At 70.3% G+C, this 17,015-nt stretch carries 16 protein-coding genes; 11 read left to right on the top strand and 5 right to left on the bottom strand.

Features of this window, described 5'->3' with window-relative positions:
• Position 1: 1 nt before the first annotated feature.
• Complete coding sequence (gene nudC / locus KV097_RS12300) at positions 2-874, top strand: NAD(+) diphosphatase (RefSeq protein WP_301022030.1); 873 nt, start codon at positions 2-4, stop codon at positions 872-874.
• Positions 875-884: 10 nt separating this feature from the next.
• Here the strand turns inward: nudC and KV097_RS12295 are convergent, their stop codons facing one another.
• Positions 885-1,136, bottom strand: a complete 252-nt coding sequence (locus KV097_RS12295; RefSeq protein ID WP_220343927.1) for a mycoredoxin — start codon at positions 1,134-1,136, stop codon at positions 885-887.
• 126 nt (positions 1,137-1,262) lie between these two features.
• Here KV097_RS12295 and KV097_RS12290 point away from each other — a divergent pair, with 126 nt between their 5' ends.
• From KV097_RS12290 to KV097_RS12280, 3 genes are all read left to right on the top strand, one after another.
• Entirely contained in the window at positions 1,263-3,320 is a 2,058-nt protein-coding gene (locus KV097_RS12290; protein ID WP_220366040.1) for an ATP-dependent DNA helicase UvrD2, read from the top strand.
• A 117-nt stretch (positions 3,321-3,437) separates the two neighbouring features.
• The gene (locus KV097_RS12285; protein WP_220343929.1) at positions 3,438-3,605 is read left to right on the top strand and encodes a hypothetical protein; all 168 of its coding nucleotides are present in this window, start codon (positions 3,438-3,440) and stop codon (positions 3,603-3,605) included.
• A gap of 122 nt (positions 3,606-3,727) precedes the next feature.
• Positions 3,728-3,997 (top strand): WhiB family transcriptional regulator, encoded by a 270-nt coding sequence (locus KV097_RS12280; RefSeq protein WP_220343930.1) that lies wholly within the window; start codon positions 3,728-3,730, stop codon positions 3,995-3,997.
• A 156-nt stretch (positions 3,998-4,153) separates the two neighbouring features.
• On the opposite strand, the gene KV097_RS12275 is transcribed toward KV097_RS12280, so the two are convergent.
• On the bottom strand, positions 4,154-5,506 hold the full coding sequence (locus KV097_RS12275; RefSeq protein ID WP_220366039.1) for an AarF/ABC1/UbiB kinase family protein: 1,353 nt from the start codon (positions 5,504-5,506) through the stop codon (positions 4,154-4,156).
• Positions 5,503-6,462, bottom strand: coding sequence for a hypothetical protein (locus KV097_RS12270; RefSeq protein ID WP_220366038.1), 960 nt, complete (start codon positions 6,460-6,462; stop codon positions 5,503-5,505). Before KV097_RS12270 ends, KV097_RS12275 begins: the two co-directional genes overlap by 4 nt.
• Positions 6,463-6,893: 431 nt before the next feature.
• Between KV097_RS12270 and KV097_RS12265 the strand changes: the two genes are divergently transcribed.
• Entirely contained in the window at positions 6,894-7,451 is a 558-nt protein-coding gene (locus KV097_RS12265) for a M48 family metallopeptidase (protein WP_220346418.1), read from the top strand.
• An 88-nt stretch (positions 7,452-7,539) separates the two neighbouring features.
• Entirely contained in the window at positions 7,540-9,441 is a 1,902-nt protein-coding gene (locus KV097_RS12260; RefSeq protein WP_220366037.1) for a bifunctional UDP-sugar hydrolase/5'-nucleotidase, read from the top strand.
• Here KV097_RS12260 and KV097_RS12255 read toward each other — a convergent pair.
• Together KV097_RS12255 and KV097_RS12250 are read right to left on the bottom strand one after the other, a co-directional pair.
• Positions 9,431-10,003 (bottom strand): NUDIX domain-containing protein, encoded by a 573-nt coding sequence (locus tag KV097_RS12255; RefSeq protein WP_220346420.1) that lies wholly within the window; start codon positions 10,001-10,003, stop codon positions 9,431-9,433. The two genes, KV097_RS12260 and KV097_RS12255, sit on opposite strands and share 11 nt — an antisense overlap.
• A complete protein-coding gene (locus KV097_RS12250; RefSeq protein WP_220366036.1) occupies positions 10,000-11,550 on the bottom strand; it encodes a zinc-dependent metalloprotease in 1,551 nt (516 codons plus the stop codon). Before KV097_RS12250 ends, KV097_RS12255 begins: the two co-directional genes overlap by 4 nt.
• 47 nt (positions 11,551-11,597) lie before the next feature.
• Between KV097_RS12250 and KV097_RS12245 the strand changes: the two genes are divergently transcribed.
• Genes KV097_RS12245 through KV097_RS12225 form a run of 5 tightly spaced genes read left to right on the top strand, consistent with a single transcriptional unit; the run spans position 11,598 to position 16,914 of the window.
• Positions 11,598-12,023 (top strand): molybdenum cofactor biosynthesis protein MoaE, encoded by a 426-nt coding sequence (locus KV097_RS12245; protein WP_220343937.1) that lies wholly within the window; start codon positions 11,598-11,600, stop codon positions 12,021-12,023.
• 58 nt (positions 12,024-12,081) lie between these two features.
• Positions 12,082-12,345, top strand: a complete 264-nt coding sequence (locus KV097_RS12240; protein ID WP_220343961.1) for a hypothetical protein — start codon at positions 12,082-12,084, stop codon at positions 12,343-12,345.
• Positions 12,346-12,355: 10 nt separating this feature from the next.
• Positions 12,356-13,405 carry a PDZ domain-containing protein gene (locus KV097_RS12235; RefSeq protein WP_220366035.1) on the top strand — a complete coding sequence of 350 codons (1,050 nt, stop codon included), beginning with the start codon at positions 12,356-12,358 and terminating at the stop codon, positions 13,403-13,405.
• Positions 13,396-13,917, top strand: a complete 522-nt coding sequence (locus tag KV097_RS12230; RefSeq protein ID WP_220343939.1) for a PPA1309 family protein — start codon at positions 13,396-13,398, stop codon at positions 13,915-13,917. The genes KV097_RS12235 and KV097_RS12230 overlap by 10 nt, the downstream gene beginning before the upstream one ends.
• Positions 13,918-13,977: 60 nt before the next feature.
• Entirely contained in the window at positions 13,978-16,914 is a 2,937-nt protein-coding gene (locus KV097_RS12225) for a UPF0182 family protein (protein WP_220366034.1), read from the top strand.
• Positions 16,915-17,015 lie beyond the last annotated feature (101 nt).

The following is a 17,015-nucleotide window of genomic DNA, read 5'->3' as shown; positions in this document are numbered from 1 at the left end:
GGTGACCGACCACCTGACGTTCGCCGACGGCGCCTACAACCGGCACTCGGAGAGACGGGTCGACGACGGGTTCATGGACACGCTGTGGTCCGACCCCAAGACCAAGGTGCTCCTGGTCGGAGGTGAGCACGTCTCTGCCGACGACAACACGCTGGTGTGGCGCAGCGCCGCCGAGGTGCCCGAGGGCGACCGTCTCTATCTGGGGACCGTCGACGGGACGGAGCACGCGGCCGTCATGCTCGAACGCGTCCCCCCGCCCGCCCGCGCGCTTCGGTCGCTGGCCACCGAGCTCGGCACTGCCCAGGCACGGCTCGCGGTGCACGCGGTCGGGGTCGCGCAGTGGCACCGGACCCATCCCCGCTGCTCGCGCTGCGGCGCGGCGACGGACGTCCGCGAGGGCGGCCACGTCCGCCGGTGCCCGCAGTGCGGTGCAACGCACTTCCCGCGCACGGACCCCGCGGTCATCATGCTCATCACCGACGACGCCGACCGCGCGCTGCTCGGCCGTCGCCCCGAGTGGCCAGAGGGTCGCTACTCCACGCTCGCCGGCTTCGTCGAGCCCGGCGAGTCGCTCGAGGACGCGGTCCGACGCGAGACGCTCGAGGAGACCGACATCGAGGTGGGAGAGGTCTCGTACGCGGCGAGCCAGCCGTGGCCCTTCCCGTCGAGCCTGATGCTCGGGTTCTTCGGCCGTGCCCGGACCACCGAGGTCACCGTCGACGGCACGGAGACCACGGACGCGCGGTGGTTCAGCCGCGAGGACGTCCGGCGGCTGACACTCTCCGGAGAGCTCGTCCTGCCCGGGGGAGTCTCCATCTCGCGTTGGCTGATCGAGCGCTGGTACGGCGCGCCCCTGACCGGCTCCTGGGGCTGACAGCCGCCGGTCAGGCGTCGATGGTCGCGAGCTGGGCCTTGACCTGGGCCACCGACGGGTTCGTCAGTGCGCTCCCGTCGGCGAAGACCAGGGTCGGGACGGTCTGGTTGCCGCCGTTGGCCTGGGCGACCACCAGGGCAGCGTCCTCGTCCTGCTCGATGTCGACCTCCTCGAACGCGATGCCCTCCCGCTCGAGCTGGCCCTTGAGCCGCTTGCAGTAGCCGCACCAGGGCGTCGAGTACATCGTGAACGTGGCCGACATGTGTGTCCTTCTCTCCGATTACGCTGGGGGGTGGCAGCGTTCGCCGGGTCTGAGACCGGCGCTCGCCACCAAGTTTATGGCGCCTACGCGCCCGCCCCAATCGCACGACCACCCCCGAGGAGATCCGTGCCGTCCGCCGACAGCCTGCTCGACGCCCTTGACCCCGAGCAGCGCGAGGTCGCTCTCGCTCTGCGCGGACCGGTGTGCGTGATCGCCGGCGCTGGGACGGGCAAGACGCGAGCGATCACGCACCGCATCGCCTACGGGGCGACGACAGGGGTCTACAAGACGACCGAGGTGCTGGCGGTGACCTTCACGGCGCGTGCCGCGGGGGAGATGCGCGGTCGCCTGCGACAGCTCGGCGCGGAGGGCGTCCAGGCACGGACGTTCCACGCGGCGGCACTGCGCCAGATCGGCTACTTCTGGCCCCGGCTGTACGGCAACGGGCTTCCCCAGCTGATCGCGTCCAAGATCCCGCTCGTCGCCGAGGCCGCCAGACGGTGCCGTGTGCAGACCGACTCGGCGCTGCTGCGCGATCTCGCCGCGGAGATCGAGTGGGCCAAGGTGTCCAACGTCCGCCCCGACGACTACCCCCGGCTCGCCCCGCTGGCGCACCGCGGCCTCGACGCCGTCGACGACGCGACGGTCGCGCACGTGATGGCGGCCTATGAGGAGGTCAAGCGCGACCGCGGCCGCATGGACATGGAGGACGTGCTTCTCTGCACGGTCTCGATGCTGGCCGAGCACGAGAGAGTGGCCGCCGAGATCCGCCGCCAGTACCGCTGGCTGGTCGTCGACGAGTACCAGGACGTCAACCCGTTGCAGGCCGCGCTCCTCGAGCAGTGGCTCGGCGGGCGGCACGACATCTGCGTCGTCGGCGACCCCCTGCAGACGATCTACTCCTTCGCGGGTGCCTCCCCGAAGCACCTCAACGAGTTCTCGAAGCACCATCCCGGCACCCAGCGCATCGAGCTCGTGCGCAACTACCGCTCGACACCCCAGGTCGTCGCGGCTGCCAACGCCGTGTTCAGCCGTGGACGGCGCGACGGCGTGGTCCTCAGAGCGCAGCGCGAGCCCGGTCCCGCCGTGACCTACACGTCCTACTCCGACGAGGTCGCCGAGGCCGAGTCGGTCGCGGCGCAGATCCTCCAGCTCCGAGAGGGCGGCACGTCGCTGCGCGACATGGCGATCCTCTTCCGGACCAACGCGCAGTCCGAGGCCTACGAAGAGGCGCTCGCCGCGCGCAACCTTGCCTACGTCGTGCGTGGTGTCGAGAGGTTCTTCGACCGTGCGGAGGTGCGTCAGGCGGTCACCCTGCTGCGCGGGCAGGCTCGCGGCGGCGATGCGGGGGAGGAGGGCCTCGTGTCCGACGTGCGCACCGTGCTCGCCACGATGGGCTACACCGAGTCCGCCCCGACGACAGCCGGCGCCCAGCGCGACAGGTGGGAGTCGCTGCATGCCGTGGTCTCGATGGCGGCCGACCTGCAGGCGGCGCGACCCGACGCCGACCTCACCGCTCTCGTCGACGACCTCGATCGACGGGCGAAGCACGCCCACGCCCCGATCGCCGAGGGCGTCACGCTGACGACGCTCCATGCGGCCAAGGGCCTCGAGTGGGACGCGGTGTTCCTGGTCGGGATGCAGGAGGGCACCGTCCCGATCGCCTATGCCACCGACGACGCCGGTGTGGAGGAGGAGCGACGGCTCTTCTACGTGGGGGTGACGCGTGCCCGCGACCGGCTGGAGATCTCCTGGTCTCTGGCACGCAACCCCGGGGGACGCGGAAACCGACGCCCGAGCCGGTTCCTCGACGGCCTGCGGCCGGCCGACGCGGAGCCGGTCGTGGGGGCCGGACGAAGCCGCCGCACACGCAAGGAGCGTTCGATCGCCCGCTGCCGCAGCTGCGACGCGGTCCTCACCACCGGCGCCGAGCGCAAGCTCGGGCGCTGTCTCGACTGCCCGTCCTCCTACGACGAGGACCTCTTCGAACGCCTCCGCGGGTGGCGCAGCGAGCAGGCGTCGGCTCAGAAGGTCCCCGCCTACGTGGTGTTCACCGACGCGACGCTGACGGCGATCGCCGAGGCGAGGCCCCGGGAGGAGACCGATCTCCTCAAGGTCCCCGGAGTCGGTCGCGCCAAGCTCGAGAAGTACGGCGCCGACGTCCTGGCACTCTGCGAGGCGTGACGGCCGCGGAATAAATTATCGAAAACTTGGCAATAATTGGTTTGCGCCTTGTCGCAAGGGCGCCATAGAGTCTTGCTTCGTCAGCCCGATCGACCTGAGAGAGGAGCGTGCATCGTCATGGGCAGCATCAAGAACCTCGGCGGCGCCGACGTCTGTGACGTCGCTGCCGTTGCGACGCGCACGCGATACCTCGGGTGGCTCATGCCGTCCTTCGTCGCCGCGTCGCCGAATGCCGACATCCACCAGTCCTTGGGATCTGCTCGCCGGAGTCCTGACTCGACCTAACCGTCGATCAGACGCCACACAGGCCGCGGAACCCACACCAGGGATCCGCGGCCTTCCTGTCGTTCCCGACAGAGACCGTGTTGCCCACCACCAGCAACCATCTCTCATTCTCAGGAGAAACCATGACGACCGCCGTGCTCGAGCACGAGGTGCAGCACACGTCGATCCCGTGTCGTACCCGCGACCCCGAGCTCTGGTTCGCCGAGACACCGATGGGTGTCGAGGACGCAAAAGCACTCTGCCTCGAGTGCCCGATCCGCCGCGAGTGCCTGGCAGGGGCGCTCGAGCGCGGGGAGCCGTGGGGGGTGTGGGGTGGCGAGCTCTTCTTGAAGGGCACCGTCATCCCCCGCAAGCGGCCGCGGGGACGCCCTCGCAAGGACGCCGTCGCCTGACGGAGTCACCATGCCGAAGGAGAGCCCCGATGATCGAACGCCTCGTACGCGTTGCGTACGGCGTGCGCAGCCGGATCGCCCGGATGCTGTAGCTGCCAGACCACGGAGACGGGCAGCATCCCACCGGATGCTGCCCGTCCCTCGTGTCGGGCGAGGTCAGTCGGCGAAGCCGGGGAGGCTCTCCTCGAGGATCCCGCGGAAGGGCGCCGTGGCATCGAGCTGGCTGAGAATGGCCAGGCCGCCGCTCCAGACCCGGTGGATCAGCAGGTATGACGGCGGCAGGTTGATCTTCATCGCGGTCCCGAGCCCTTCTCGCGCGGGCCGCGACACCCGCTGGGCCTGCTCGCGCATCCACTCACGGCTGAACGTGAAGACCTCGTGGCGTGCAGGCTCGACGAACGGCTCGAGGTAGGACCGGATGATCTCCTCGTCGATGCGCACCCCGGGCTTGATGAACCCCTCCTCACGGAGTCCGTCCACCACGGTCGCGTAGTCGTCGTCGACCGCAGCGCGCAGCAGACGTCCGATCACCGGCGGGAGACCGCCGGGGACGCGAGCGACCGCGCCGTAGTCCACGACCCCGAGTCGTCCGTCGTCGAGGATCCGGTAGTTGCCGGGGTGCGGGTCGGCGTGCAGCATGCCGACCCTTCTCGGCCCGGCGAAGAGGAAGCGCGCGAAGAGCTCGCCGTAGTGGTCGCGCTCGCTCGGCAGGCCGTCGGAGATGATCTGGGCGAGCGACGCCTTGGACTCCATCCAGGTCGTGACGAGGATGGTCTCGGTGTGCGCCACGACGTCGGGGACGACGATCTGCGGGTCGTCGGCGAAGGCTGCGGCGAACGCACGTTGCGCCTCTGCCTCGAGGCCGTAGTCGAGCTCTTCGCGGACCCGTTCGGCCAGTTCCTCCGCGAGCGGTTTGACGTCGATGGAGGGGAACGCGACGGCGAAGAGACGGCTCAGCCGACCGATCTGGCGCAGGTCCGACCGCATCGCCGCCGCGGCACCGGGGTATTGCACCTTGACCGCGACCTCGCGGCCGTCGAACCAACGGCCACGGTGGACCTGACCGATGGAGGCCGCGGCAGCCGGTGTGTCGTCGAGCTCGACCAGCTGCTCACGCCACCTCGGCCCCAGCTCGCCGGCGAAGATCCTGTGCACCGTCTTGACGGGCATCGGCGGGGCGTCGTCCTGGAGCCGGACGAACGCCTCACGGTACGGCTCCATGAGCTCCGGCGGGACCGCCGCCTCGTACACGCTCATCGCCTGGCCGAACTTCATCGCGCCGCCCTTGAGCTCACCGAGAACGGCGAAGATCTGCTCGGCGGTGCGGAGCTGCACCTCGGTGAGAACCGCGTTGGCAGGGGCGCCGACCAGGCGGCGTCCCATGCCGAAGGTGGTGCGGCCGGCGAAGCCGATCGGCAGCGAGGCGAGCTTGACCGCTCGCGAGAACGACCCGTGGGGGACGGCCGAGCCGCGGCCGTCGTCGTCGGGCGTGTCTGGACCGTCGGTCATGCTGTCATTCTGACACCCCGCGCCACACGCACGCGGGGATCGAACCCGTCGCCCGAGGTGAGGATCTGGCACGGACAGTCGGGCTGCAGCGCGACGGCGGTGACCGCGCCGGCCTGGACTCCCGGTCCGAGGACCTGGACCGCGCCCTCGGCAGCCGACGGTCGTCCGTCGCAGAAGGCCAGGACCAGACCCGCCAGGTGCACGGCGACCCCATATCCGGTGAGCGTGTCGAGCGCGTGCGGGTGGGTCGCCGGGGCCTGGGCGATCGGTCGGGCGAGCTGCTCCAGGACGAACGGCCAGGTCGGCTCGTAGCCGGCACGGTCGACGTCGTCGCACCGGACGCAGGGCGTCAACCCCGGGCGTACGAGCGGGCCGACGCGCACGCGATCGGCCTCGCAGACCACGGGCAGATGAGCCACGCCCTCCCCGGTGAGGACGTCGAAGGCCTCACGCGGGCTCGGTCCCGCCGACATCACCACGACGAGAGCGGGAGCACCCTGGGCGCCGATCGTGCCGACGAGGTCGGCGCCGGCCTCGCCGAGGATCTGGCCCAGTCGACGAGCGAGATCCTCGGTCAGGCGGTCACCGACGATCTCGACGGGCGCCGCCGAGCGTGCGCGCAACCTGTCGGCCACCTGCTCGCGCGACTCCCCGCACGCTGCGAGAGCCCTGGCCTCACCCATCAGGGCGGCCCCGCCGACGTCGTCCCAGGTGCGGGCATCGAGCAGGGCCCCGGCCTCGAGCAGCGAGGCGGCTGCTTGCGCGACGACGGCCCGGGGCAGCTGGGAGGTCGCGGCGATCGTGTCGAGGTCGCGCGTGCCGTCGGCGCCCCGGAGGACGGCCGCGACGCCCTGGCGATCAGCGACGACGAGGGCGGCGCCGGCCACGGTGCCGATCTGGAGCGCTCTGGCACTGCGGCGCACGACGCTCGTGCCGGGTCGCAGGAGGGGCTTCATCGGGGGCTCCTCGGGCAGGTGGAAAGAGGGGGTCGATCCACCTTGCCCGAGGAACGGTGCGCAGCGAGGGCGTCGTCCACACGCGGACGGCCGTCCACAGGTCGCCGCACGAGTCGGTCCCGGCCAGTCGTCCGCCTGCCTTCCCCTAGCCGACGCCCGGCCTGACCAGCACCGACCCATCGACGCTACGGGCGACCCGCGCACCCGGCAACTCCATGCCGCGTGTCGTTGTCCACCCCTGTGGAAAAACCTGGGGATAGTCTGTGGGAACCGCCGGGTGTCGCTGTGGAAAGTGTGGGAGAACCGGTGCACAAGCCGGGGACAGGGGGGCCTCTCTGAGGCGGCTGAGGCCTGCTGACCTGCCCGGACGCCGGTCACAGCCTTGTGGACGCAGCATTCATCCTCCCCGTCGCGGCGCGTACCGTGATCCCATGCCCGCCGCCCTCGACCGTGCTTCCACTCCCGGCGCCCCCGACCGGCCCCATGTCGAGATCCGCCGCAGCGCCCGTCGGCGCAAGTCCGTGCAGGCCTATCGCGACGGCTCCCGCATCGTGATCCTCATGCCGGCCGGCCTCTCGCACGCCGAGGAGCAGCGGTGGGTCGACACGATGGTCGCCAAGGTCGAGCGACGCGACCGGCGCGTCCACCGCGACGACGCCGCGCTGCATGCGCGCGCGGACGCGCTGAGTGCCCGATACCTGGGCGGCGCCGCCTGCCCGACGAGCGTGCGGTGGGTCGACAACCAGCGGCGGCGATGGGGCTCCTGCACACCGGAGGACGGCACCATCCGGTTGTCTAGCCGACTGCACGGCTTCCCGGAGTGGGTCGTCGACTACGTCCTCGTCCACGAGCTGGCCCACCTGCTGGTGCCGCACCACGGGCCCGAGTTCTGGGAGCACGTCGACCGCTATCCCCGCACGGAGCGTGCCCGCGGGTTCCTCGAGGGTGTCGTCGCAGGAGCTGGTTGGAAGGACGTGCCCGAGATCTGACCAGATCACGTCACGTTCTGACGAGGCGTTCGCGGGATGGTCGCGCGACGATGAGCAGGTCCCGATGCGCTCGCCCCGAGGAGTGTCCATGACCCCGACGCCGTCCCCCGAGCAACCAGCCCGGCAACCAGCTCAGACCACCGGAGGGCGGACACCGGCCGCGCTCCGCCGCCGTACGGTGCTCAGCGGGTCAGCCGCGGCCGCGGCCCTGGCCGCAGCCGGGTACGCCGCGCCGTCTGCTGCCGCCCACGGCCGGCGGCCCGGACACGGGCGTGACACCGCCACCTTCACCGTGCTCGGCACGACCGACCTCCACGGCAACGTCTTCAACTGGGACTACTTCAAGAACGCCGAATACACCGACTCCGCGCAGAACGACATCGGCCTCGCCAAGATCTCGACGCTGGTCGACGCGATGCGACAGCACCACAGCTCACCGTGCCCGCTGCTCATCGACGCCGGCGACACGATCCAGGGGACGTCCCTGGCCTACTACTACGCCAGGATCGAGCCGATCGGCCGGCGTGTGGTCCACCCGATGGCGCGCGCGATGAATGTGATCGGCTACGACGCCGCCGCGCTCGGCAACCACGAGTTCAACTACGGTCTCCCTCTCCTGCGCACGTTCGAACGACAGTGCGACTTCCCTCTGCTCGGTGCCAACGCGCAGGACGCGGCGACCGGGCTCCCGGTCTTCCCGCCGTTCGTCATCAAGCGGGTCCGCGTCGGACGCCACACCGTCCGGGTCGGCATCCTCGGTCTGACCAACCCCGGCATCGCGATCTGGGACAAGGCCAACGTGGAGGGACGGTTGGTCTTCCCCGGGCTGGTCGAGGTGGCGAAGCACTGGGTTCCCAGGATGCGCCGAGCGGGTGCCGACGTGGTGATCGTCTCCGCGCACTCCGGAGCCGACACCTCGTCCTCGTACGGTGACGCGCTCCCGTGGCCGGAGAACGCCTCGACCCTCCTCGCGCAGGAGGTGCCCGGCATCGACGCGATCCTCGTCGGGCACGCTCATGTGGAGATCGCGCAACGGACCGTGACGAACACGCAGACCGGCAGGGAGGTCGTCCTCACCGAGCCGCTGCGTTGGGGGATGCGTCTGTCGGCGATCGACGTGACGGTCAGGCGTCGGCGCCGCGGCCCCGGCTACGAGGTCGTCGGCGTCACGTCGCAGGTCCTCAACGCCAACACGGTCGACGAGGACCCTCGGATCGTGAGGCTGCTCCAGGCCGACCACGACAAGGTCATCACGTACGTCAACTCCGTCATCGGTTCGGCGCTGACGTCGATGTCGGCGGCGACGGCGCCGTGGGAGGACACCGCGGCGATCGACTTCATCAACTACGTGCAGGCGGACGCGGTCAAGAAGGCGATCGCAGGCACGCCCGAGGCAGCTCTGCCGGTGCTCAGCATCGCCGCGCCGTTCAACCGTGCAGCCGCGATCCCGGCGGGGGAGGTCTCGGTGCGCGACGTGGCCGGCCTCTACATCTACGACAACACGCTGCTCGGCATCGTCCTGACAGGCGCTGAGGTTCATGCCTATCTCGAGTTCTCGGCACGCTACTTCAAGCCCGTGACGGCCCCCGGCCCGGTGCCGTCGAGCGCGGTCACCAATGCCGTCACCGACACGGCACCCAACGGCACGCCCGATTACAACTACGACATCATGGGCGGCCTCGACGCCCCGCTCACGTACGACGTCGACCTCTCGCGACCCGTCGGGTCGCGCATCGTCGGACTCGCGTACGACGGCACTCCCGTCAGCGACGACCAGCGGTTCGTCGTCGCGATCAACAACTACCGGCAGTCGGGGGGCGGCAACTTCCCGGGTGTCACGACAGCACCGGTCGTCTACAACGCCCAGGTCGAGATCCGGCAGCTGCTCATCGACTGGGTGAGTGAGGTCGGCGCCATCGATCCCGCGGTCTTCGCGTCGGTCGACTGGCGCCTGGTCTACGCGGGGACACCGATCACGGTCACGCCCTAGGAGGGGTGGGACCCAGGTCGGCCGCCCTCAGGCGTCTGCGTGCCGCGATCACCAGCGCGCGTACGGAGTCGTCGGTCTCAGGGAGCGCGTCCACGTCGAACCAGGCGAGATCGAGCGACTCCGCACTGATCGCCGGCACGGCGTCGACGGGCGCCGTGGCGAGCATCTGGACGTCGAGGTGCTCGGCATCGGCGCGACCACCGCACGAGAGCGTGTGGCGGTCGAGCCGCAGCGGCACCGGATCGACCCGCAGCGAAGCGATGCCGGACTCCTCGGTGGCCTCGCGGAGAGCAGCAGCTCGCACGCTCGCGTCACCGTCCTCGCAGTGCCCCCCGGTCTGCAACCACCGCCGCAGACGACGGTGCAGTGTCAGCAGAACCCGCGTCCCGTCATCGGTGATGACGATCGCGCTCGCCGTCAGGTGCTGCGGGAGGCAGCTGCGCTCCATGGCGTCGGGATGGGACTGCAGGTGCGTCAGGTAGCTCGCACGCATCGCGGCCTGCTGGTCGTCGGGAGCAGCCCAGCCGGCGAGGAGCTCGTACGCGTCGGCGTGCAGGCTCAACGGGCGGTGCCCGAGCTCGGACCCTCGCCCTCGCCCGTGTCGCCTTCGCTCGTGTCACCCTCGCTCGTGTCGCCCTTGCTCGTGTCGCCCTTGCTCGGATCCTCGGCACCGGGAGCCGAAGTAGCGCCGTCGCTGCCGCCCTCGAGCAGGTCGGCGAGAGCGGCGTCGAAGTCGGCGTCACCGCTGCCCTGGGCCGGGTCCTTCTCGTCGTAGGCGAAGCCGAGCGGATCGTCGAGGTCGGCGGCCGTGGGCATCAGGTCGGGGTGCGACCACACGGCGTCGCGTGCCTCGGCGCCCCGATGGTCGCGCAGCGCGGCCCAGAGCGCGGCGGCGTCGCGCAACCGGCGCGGACGGAGGTCGAGACCGACCAACGAGGCGAACGTCTGCTCGGCCGGGCCTCCGGCGGCACGGCGTCGCCGCATGGCCTCGCGCAGTGCCGGTGCGCTCGGCATCCGACCGTCGGTCGCCTGGGTGACGACCTCGTCGACCCACCCCTCGATGAACGCGAGCAGCGCCTCGAGCCGGTCGAGCACCGCCTGCTGCTGCGGGGTGCGCTCGGGCTCGAACAGTCCACCCTCGAGCGCCTCCTGGGCGGACGCGAGGTTGGTCGGGTCGAGACCGCGCATCTTCTCCTCGATCGAGGAGACGTCGATGCTCGTCCCGCGGCCGTACTCCTCGATCGTCGACAGCAGGCGCCCCCGCAGCCACGGCGCGTGGGCGAAGAGCCGCTGGTGCGCGCACTCGCGCAGGGCCACGTAGAGGAACACGTCGGTGTCGGTCTGGTCCAGACCCTCGCCGAACGCGCGGACGTTGGCGGGGAGAAGGGCGGACACACCCGACGGACCGAGGGGGAGGCCGACATCGGTGGTCGCGAGGACCTCGGTCGCGAGCGTCCCGATCGCCTGGCCGACCTGCGAGCCGAACATGGCGCCGCCGGCCTGGTTGAGGATGCCCACGAGCGGGCCGGCCATCGCCTTGGCCTCCTCGGGCAGGGCGTTCGACATCGCCGCGACCACATGCTCGGCGATCGGCTCCACCATCGCCCGCCAAGTGGGCATCGTCGACTCCACCCACTCCGACCGACTCCATGCAGCCGAGCGCATGGCGGCGGCGGGGATGTCGGTCGCGGTGTCCAGCCAGACCTCCGCGAGTCGCATCGCATCGTCCACAGCGGATGACTCGGTGCGCAGCGGCGACGGGTCGGGAGAGGCCGCCACCGTACGGCGGGCGACGTCGGTCGCGAGCTCCCAGTTGACCGCGCCGTCGTGCGGGGCGAACATGCGTTGCATCTGCTGCATCAGGAGGTTCATGTCGGGCATCTGCCCACCGCCGGTCCCGCCGAACATCTGCCCGAAGGGGCCGAAGAGGCCCTCCATCGGGGTGCCCGCGAACGGGTTGTCGCCAGACGGTGAGCCCGTGCCGCCCTGGGACGGGCCGGGCACCTTGCCGAAGCCGATGCCGTGGTCGGGCCCCTGGTCGCCCCCGCTGGAGGTGCCCTCCGGGTCGTCGGGCATGTCGTCAGGGGTGCGCTCGGGCTCATCAGGCATGGTTCCAACGTACCCGTGAGGCTCGAACCGCCCTAGTCTTGTTCGCCATGAGCGATGTGGTCCGTCTGGTCGACGTGCGTGACGAGCCCCTGGACATCTCCGAGGTGTACGAGGCGGTGGCCGACGCCGGCGCCGGCGCCGTCGTGCTCTTCGTCGGGGCGGTGCGCGACCACGACGGCGACAAGGGGGTCGAGGGCCTTGCGTACTCGGCGCACTCCCGGGTCCTCCCGGTGCTGCGCGCGATCGCCGAGGAGGTCTCGGGGGGCACCGGCGTACGGGGAGTTGCGGTGGTGCACCGCGTCGGCGACCTCGACATCGGCGACCTCGCGGTCGTGACAGCGGTGGCGGCACCCCACCGGCCGGCGGCGTACGAGGTCAGCCGTGCGCTGGTCGAGCGGCTGAAGGCCGAGGTGCCGATCTGGAAGCACCAGCTCTTCGAGGACGGGAGCGACGAGTGGGTGGGGAGTCCCTAGGTCCCGACTCGCTGCGCTCGCTCGACCGGGGTGCGGCCGAGCCGCCTAGACTGGTGGCGTGAAGATCCTGCTGTGGTTGGCGGTGCCTCTCGCCGTCACCGCGCTCGCGATGCTGTGGGCAGCGTGGTACGGGCGTCGGGGTGCGGACGCGTCGCACGGCGTCGATCGTTCGGCCCGCTCCTGGGGCCCCGGTGATCCCGCGTACGCGCGGTTCAGCGACGCCGTCCAGCGGCCGCTGCCGGCCGCGGTCCACGCCCGGCAGTCGCCCCAGCCGCCCAGCGGCGTCGTCGTCCGTCGTGCCAAGCCCGAGTCAGGCCGGTGAGCACGCCCCGATGAGCCGCCGGACCTCTACCCTGGCTTCGGCCGGGCTCCTCGTGCTGACCCTGGTCGCGGTCGCTCTGCTGCTCCCCGTCCCGTACGTGACGATGCGCCCCGGGCCGACCGTCGACGTGCTGGGCGACTACGACGGCAAACCGGTCCTGGAGATCGAGGACGCCAAGACCTACCCGACCGATGGTCAGATCCGCCTGACGACGGTGTCGGTGACGCGTGCCGACTCGCGCGTGAGCCTCCCGCAGGCGTTCATCGCCTACTTCAACCCCGAGGAGGCCGTGGTTCCGCGCGACCTCGTCTATCCGAAGGACCAGACCGCGGAGGAGTCGCGGCAGGAGAACGCCGCGCAGATGGCCAGCTCCAAGCTGACCTCCGAGGCTGCGGCGCTCACCCAGGCCGGGTACGACGTCGCGTCGGTCGTCGAGATCGCTGCGGTCTCCGAGGACGGCCCCTCGGCCGACGTCCTCAAGGTCGACGACGTGCTGGTCAGCGTCGACGGTCAGAAGGTGACCGGCACCGACCAGGCGGTCAAGCTCGTGTCGTCCGCGCGGCCCGGCGCCGTCATCACTCTCGGCATCCGGCGCGACGCGTCGGACCAGACCGTCAAGGTGAGGTCCGAGGCAGCCCCCGACGACCCGAGCAAGGCGCGCATCGGGGTCAGCCTCGGCACCGATGTCGAGCTGCCGTTCCCCATCGCCAACAACCTGGGCGAGTCGATCGGCGGGCCGAGCGCCGGCCTCGTCTTCGCCCTCGCGCTGTACGACATGCTCACCCCCGGTGACCTGACCGACGGCACGACGATCGCCGGCACGGGCACCATCGACGCCGCCGGCGCGGTCGGCCCGATCGGCGGGATCCAGCAAAAGCTCGCCGGCGCGTCGTCTGCGGGGGCGAAGGTGTTCCTCGTCCCCGACGGCAACTGCGCCGAAGCGGCGGCGTCCGACGACTTCGACATGCGCCTGGTGCGTGTCAAGAAGCTCGCCGATGCCGTCGACGCGCTCGACAAGCTCTCCGACGACCCGAAGGCCACGGTTCCCACATGCAGCTGACACCCACGAACGCCCTGAGAGAGACCGCCCTCGAGATCGCCGAGGTGGCGCAGGCGGCCGGGTGGGACGCGCCCCCACGCCTGTACGCCCTGGTGCGAACGGCCGCGCTGGCCGCGGACGAGCCCGCGCTGGCCCGTGAGCTCGGGATCGGGCCCGACGACGTGGACGACTCGTTCACCGCGGTGGAGCAGGACGACCTGCCCGCAGAGCGCTCGTTCGAGGACTTCGTCACCGAGATCGTGTGGCCGCCGCAGGTCGACGGCACCGCCGTGGTGCTGGAGCGCCTCATGCTGCCTCCAGACGCCGAGGAGTCTCTGCCCGACGACGAGTCGACCGTGTCCGACTTCGTCGCCGAGCACCCCGATCGCCAGGAGGTCCGTCTGACCGTCGCGGTGACGAGGGACGGCCAGGCGCACTGCATCGTGGACGTGCGCGGCAGCGACGAGCTCGCCGAGGGGCCCGATCTGGTCCCCGGCCTGGTCTCGATGCTGCGGCAGACCCTGCTGGACTGACCTGTCACACTTGCAGTCCGAAGACTGTTGTGCCTCGAGCACGACTACTGAAGGAGAGCTGTGAGCGAAGGATCCGCCGCTGCCCGACCTCGACCCGAGGTCGGACGACAGGGACGACGTGTCCTGATTCCCACCATCATCACGCTCGTGGCGCTGCTGTTCCTCGGTGCCATCTTCACGGGTGTGTGGACCGATCGCCTCTGGTTCCGGTCGGTCGACTACGGCTCGGTCTTCGCGACGATGCTGAGCACGCGGGTGCTGATGTTCGTCGTGTTCGGCGCGCTGTTCGCCGGCGTGGTGGTCCTCAACGTCTGGCTCGCCTACCGGTCGCGTCCCAAGACTCCAGGTCCGGTGCGCCCCAACGACCCGGTGGTCCGCTACCGCGAGGCCATCCACCCGCTGCGCAAGGTGGCGCTGATCGGCCTGGGCATCCTCCTGCTGGTCTTCGCCGGCTCCTCGGCCGCGGGGCAGTGGCGGACGTTCCTGATGTGGCGCAACGCGACGCCGTTCGGCAAGAACGACGAGACCTTCGGCCGCGACATCTCGTTCTTCGTCTTCGACTACCCGTGGCTGCGCTTCCTCACCGGCTTCGGATTCGCCCTGCTGATCGTCTCGGTCATCGCGGTGGCGGTCGTCTACTACATCTACGGCGGCATCGCGTTCTCGGGCAAGAACCGCAAGATCTCCCGGGCCACGCAGACCCACCTGTCGATCCTCATCGGCCTGATCATGCTGCTGAAGGCGTTCGCCTACTGGCTGGACCGCTTCGGGTTCTCGGTCGACAGCGGCAACCTGCTGACCGGCATCACCTACACCGACGCCAACGCGCGCATCCCCAGCAAGAACATCTTGATGGCGGTGTCGCTGCTGTGCGCGCTGCTCTTCTTCGCCAACGCGATCTGGCACAACTGGCTCCTCCCCGGCATCAGCCTGGCGCTCCTCGTGCTGACCTCGGTGCTGATCGGCGGCATCTGGCCGGCGATCATGCAGTCCTTCCAGGTCAAGCCGTCCGAGCCTGACAAGGAAGCCCCCTACATCGAGAAGAACATCACCGCCACGCGGGACGCGTTCGGGATCGCGGGGGTCGAGAAGCAGAACTACAACGCGCAGACCGAGCTGACGCCCCAGCAGCTGACCGAGTCGGCGGAGTCGCGCGTGAGCACGCGCCTGCTCGATCCGACGCTGGTGTCTCCAGCGTTCGAGCAGCTCCAGCAGGTCCGCGGCTACTACAGCGTGCCGCCCACGCTGGACGTCGACCGCTACCAGCTCGAGGGCACCGACAACCCGCAGGACATCGTGATCGCGGCGCGCGAGCTCAACCTCGACGGTCTGCCGGAGAACCAGCGCAACTGGGCCAACGACCACACCGTCTACACCCACGGCTACGGCGTGATCGCAGCCCAGGGCAACCAGCGCGGCTCGCAGGGCGAGCCCGTCTGGGTCGAGCGCGACATCCCCCCGGTCGGCGAGCTCAAGCTCGACAAGCAGCCGCGGATCTACTTCGGCGAAAACTCTCCCTCGTACTCCATCGTCGGACGCCCCGAGGGCGCGAAGCCGATCGAGGTCGACATCCCGCGCGGCAACGGCACGACCGCCGAGGAGGAGGAGGCCGCGGGCGAGTCGCCGGCCGAGAACGTCACCCAGAACACGTACGACGGCAAGGGTGGCGTCGACATCGGCAGCGCGTTCAACAAGCTGCTCTACGCGGTGAAGTTCAGCGAGCCCAACATCGTGCTCTCGAACCGCGTCAACGAGAACTCCAAGATCCTGTACGACCGGCACCCGCGTGACCGGGTCGCCAAGGTGGCGCCGTGGCTCACGATCGACGGCGACCCGTACCCGGCGGTCGTGGACGGCCGCGTCGTGTGGATCGTCGACGGCTACACCACGAGCGACAACTACCCCTACTCCGAGAAGGTCTCGCTCGACGAGGCGACCTCGGACACGCTGACCGGCACCGGTGCGCAGGCGGTTCTGCCATCGGACCAGGTCAACTACATGCGCAACGCCGTCAAGGGCGTGGTGGACGCGTACGACGGGTCGGTCGACCTCTACCAGTGGGACACCGAGGACCCGGTGCTCAAGACCTGGATGAAGGTCTTCCCCGACACGGTCAAGCCGAAGTCGGAGATCTCGCCCGACCTGCTCGCGCACGTCCGCTACCCGGTCGACATGTTCAAGGTGCAGCGCAACATCCTCGGCGCGTACCACGTGACCGACCCGCAGACCTTCTACGAGGGTGGCGAGCGCTGGAAGATCCCGGAGGACCCGACGGCCAAGGGGTCGCTCCAGCCGCCCTACTACCTGTCGATCCAGCGCCCGGGCGAGGAGGACTCGCGGTTCTCGCTGACCAGCGTCTACCTGCCCAACAACCGCCAGAACCTCGCCTCGTTCGTGTCGGTGAACTCCGAGGCGAGCGACACCGAGAACTACGGCAAGATCCAGATCTTGCAGCTGGGTTCTGCCTCCACGGTGGACGGCCCCAACCAGATCGCCAACCGGTTCGAGGCCGACAGCAGGGTGTCGTCGGCGTTGCTGCCGTACAAGTCGGCCGGCACGAAGGTGCTCTTCGGCAACCTGTTGACGCTGCCGGTCGGCGAGGGACTGCTGTACGTCCAACCGGTCTACATCCGACGCAGCGCGACCGAGGGCTCGTATCCCGTCCTGCAGTTCGTCATCGCGTCGTTCGGCGAGGGGATCGGCTTCGGCCAGAACCTCGACGAGGCTCTGCGCGTCGCCCTCGGCATCGAGGGCGCCCCGCCGCCGACGGACCAGGCCGACGGAGGCGACGGAGGAACGTCGCCGACACCGCAGAGTGTCGAGCAGCTGCTCCAGCAGGCCGACGCGGCCTACGACGCCGCACAGCAGGCGCTCGAGAAGGGCAACCTCGGCGAGTACCAGACCCAGGTCGAGAAGATGGCGGAGATCCTGGGCCGCGTGCGTGCGCAGGTGGGTGCCACACCGGCGACTCCGACACCCACCCCTGACGGCGGCTGAGTCAGCGCACGTCGATCGAACACGGCAGCGGGGGGGGGGCCCCCCCCCGGGGGGGGGGGGGCCCGGGGGGAGGGGTGGCGGGGCCGGGGGGGGGGGGGGGG

The sequence above is a fragment of the Mumia sp. zg.B17 genome (assembly GCF_019550915.1).
Taxonomy (GTDB): Bacteria; Actinomycetota; Actinomycetes; order Propionibacteriales; family Nocardioidaceae; genus Mumia.
Note: the sequence above shows the minus strand (reverse complement) of the source record. Positions and strands in the feature narration are given on the sequence as shown.

Excerpts from the sequence above, each read along its gene's own strand:
- KV097_RS12295 (WP_220343927.1), bottom strand. The coding sequence starts at position 1,136 with ATGTCGGCCACGTTCACGATGTACTCGACGCCCTGGTGCGGCTACTGC.
- KV097_RS12285 (WP_220343929.1), top strand. The coding sequence starts at position 3,438 with ATGGGCAGCATCAAGAACCTCGGCGGCGCCGACGTCTGTGACGTCGCT.
- KV097_RS12280 (WP_220343930.1), top strand. The coding sequence starts at position 3,728 with ATGACGACCGCCGTGCTCGAGCACGAGGTGCAGCACACGTCGATCCCG.
- KV097_RS12275 (WP_220366039.1), bottom strand. The coding sequence starts at position 5,506 with ATGACCGACGGTCCAGACACGCCCGACGACGACGGCCGCGGCTCGGCC.
- KV097_RS12270 (WP_220366038.1), bottom strand. The coding sequence starts at position 6,462 with ATGAAGCCCCTCCTGCGACCCGGCACGAGCGTCGTGCGCCGCAGTGCC.
- KV097_RS12265 (WP_220346418.1), top strand. The coding sequence starts at position 6,894 with ATGCCCGCCGCCCTCGACCGTGCTTCCACTCCCGGCGCCCCCGACCGG.
- KV097_RS12260 (WP_220366037.1), top strand. The coding sequence starts at position 7,540 with ATGACCCCGACGCCGTCCCCCGAGCAACCAGCCCGGCAACCAGCTCAG.
- KV097_RS12250 (WP_220366036.1), bottom strand. The coding sequence starts at position 11,550 with ATGCCTGATGAGCCCGAGCGCACCCCTGACGACATGCCCGACGACCCG.
- KV097_RS12245 (WP_220343937.1), top strand. The coding sequence starts at position 11,598 with ATGAGCGATGTGGTCCGTCTGGTCGACGTGCGTGACGAGCCCCTGGAC.
- KV097_RS12235 (WP_220366035.1), top strand. The coding sequence starts at position 12,356 with ATGAGCCGCCGGACCTCTACCCTGGCTTCGGCCGGGCTCCTCGTGCTG.
- KV097_RS12230 (WP_220343939.1), top strand. The coding sequence starts at position 13,396 with ATGCAGCTGACACCCACGAACGCCCTGAGAGAGACCGCCCTCGAGATC.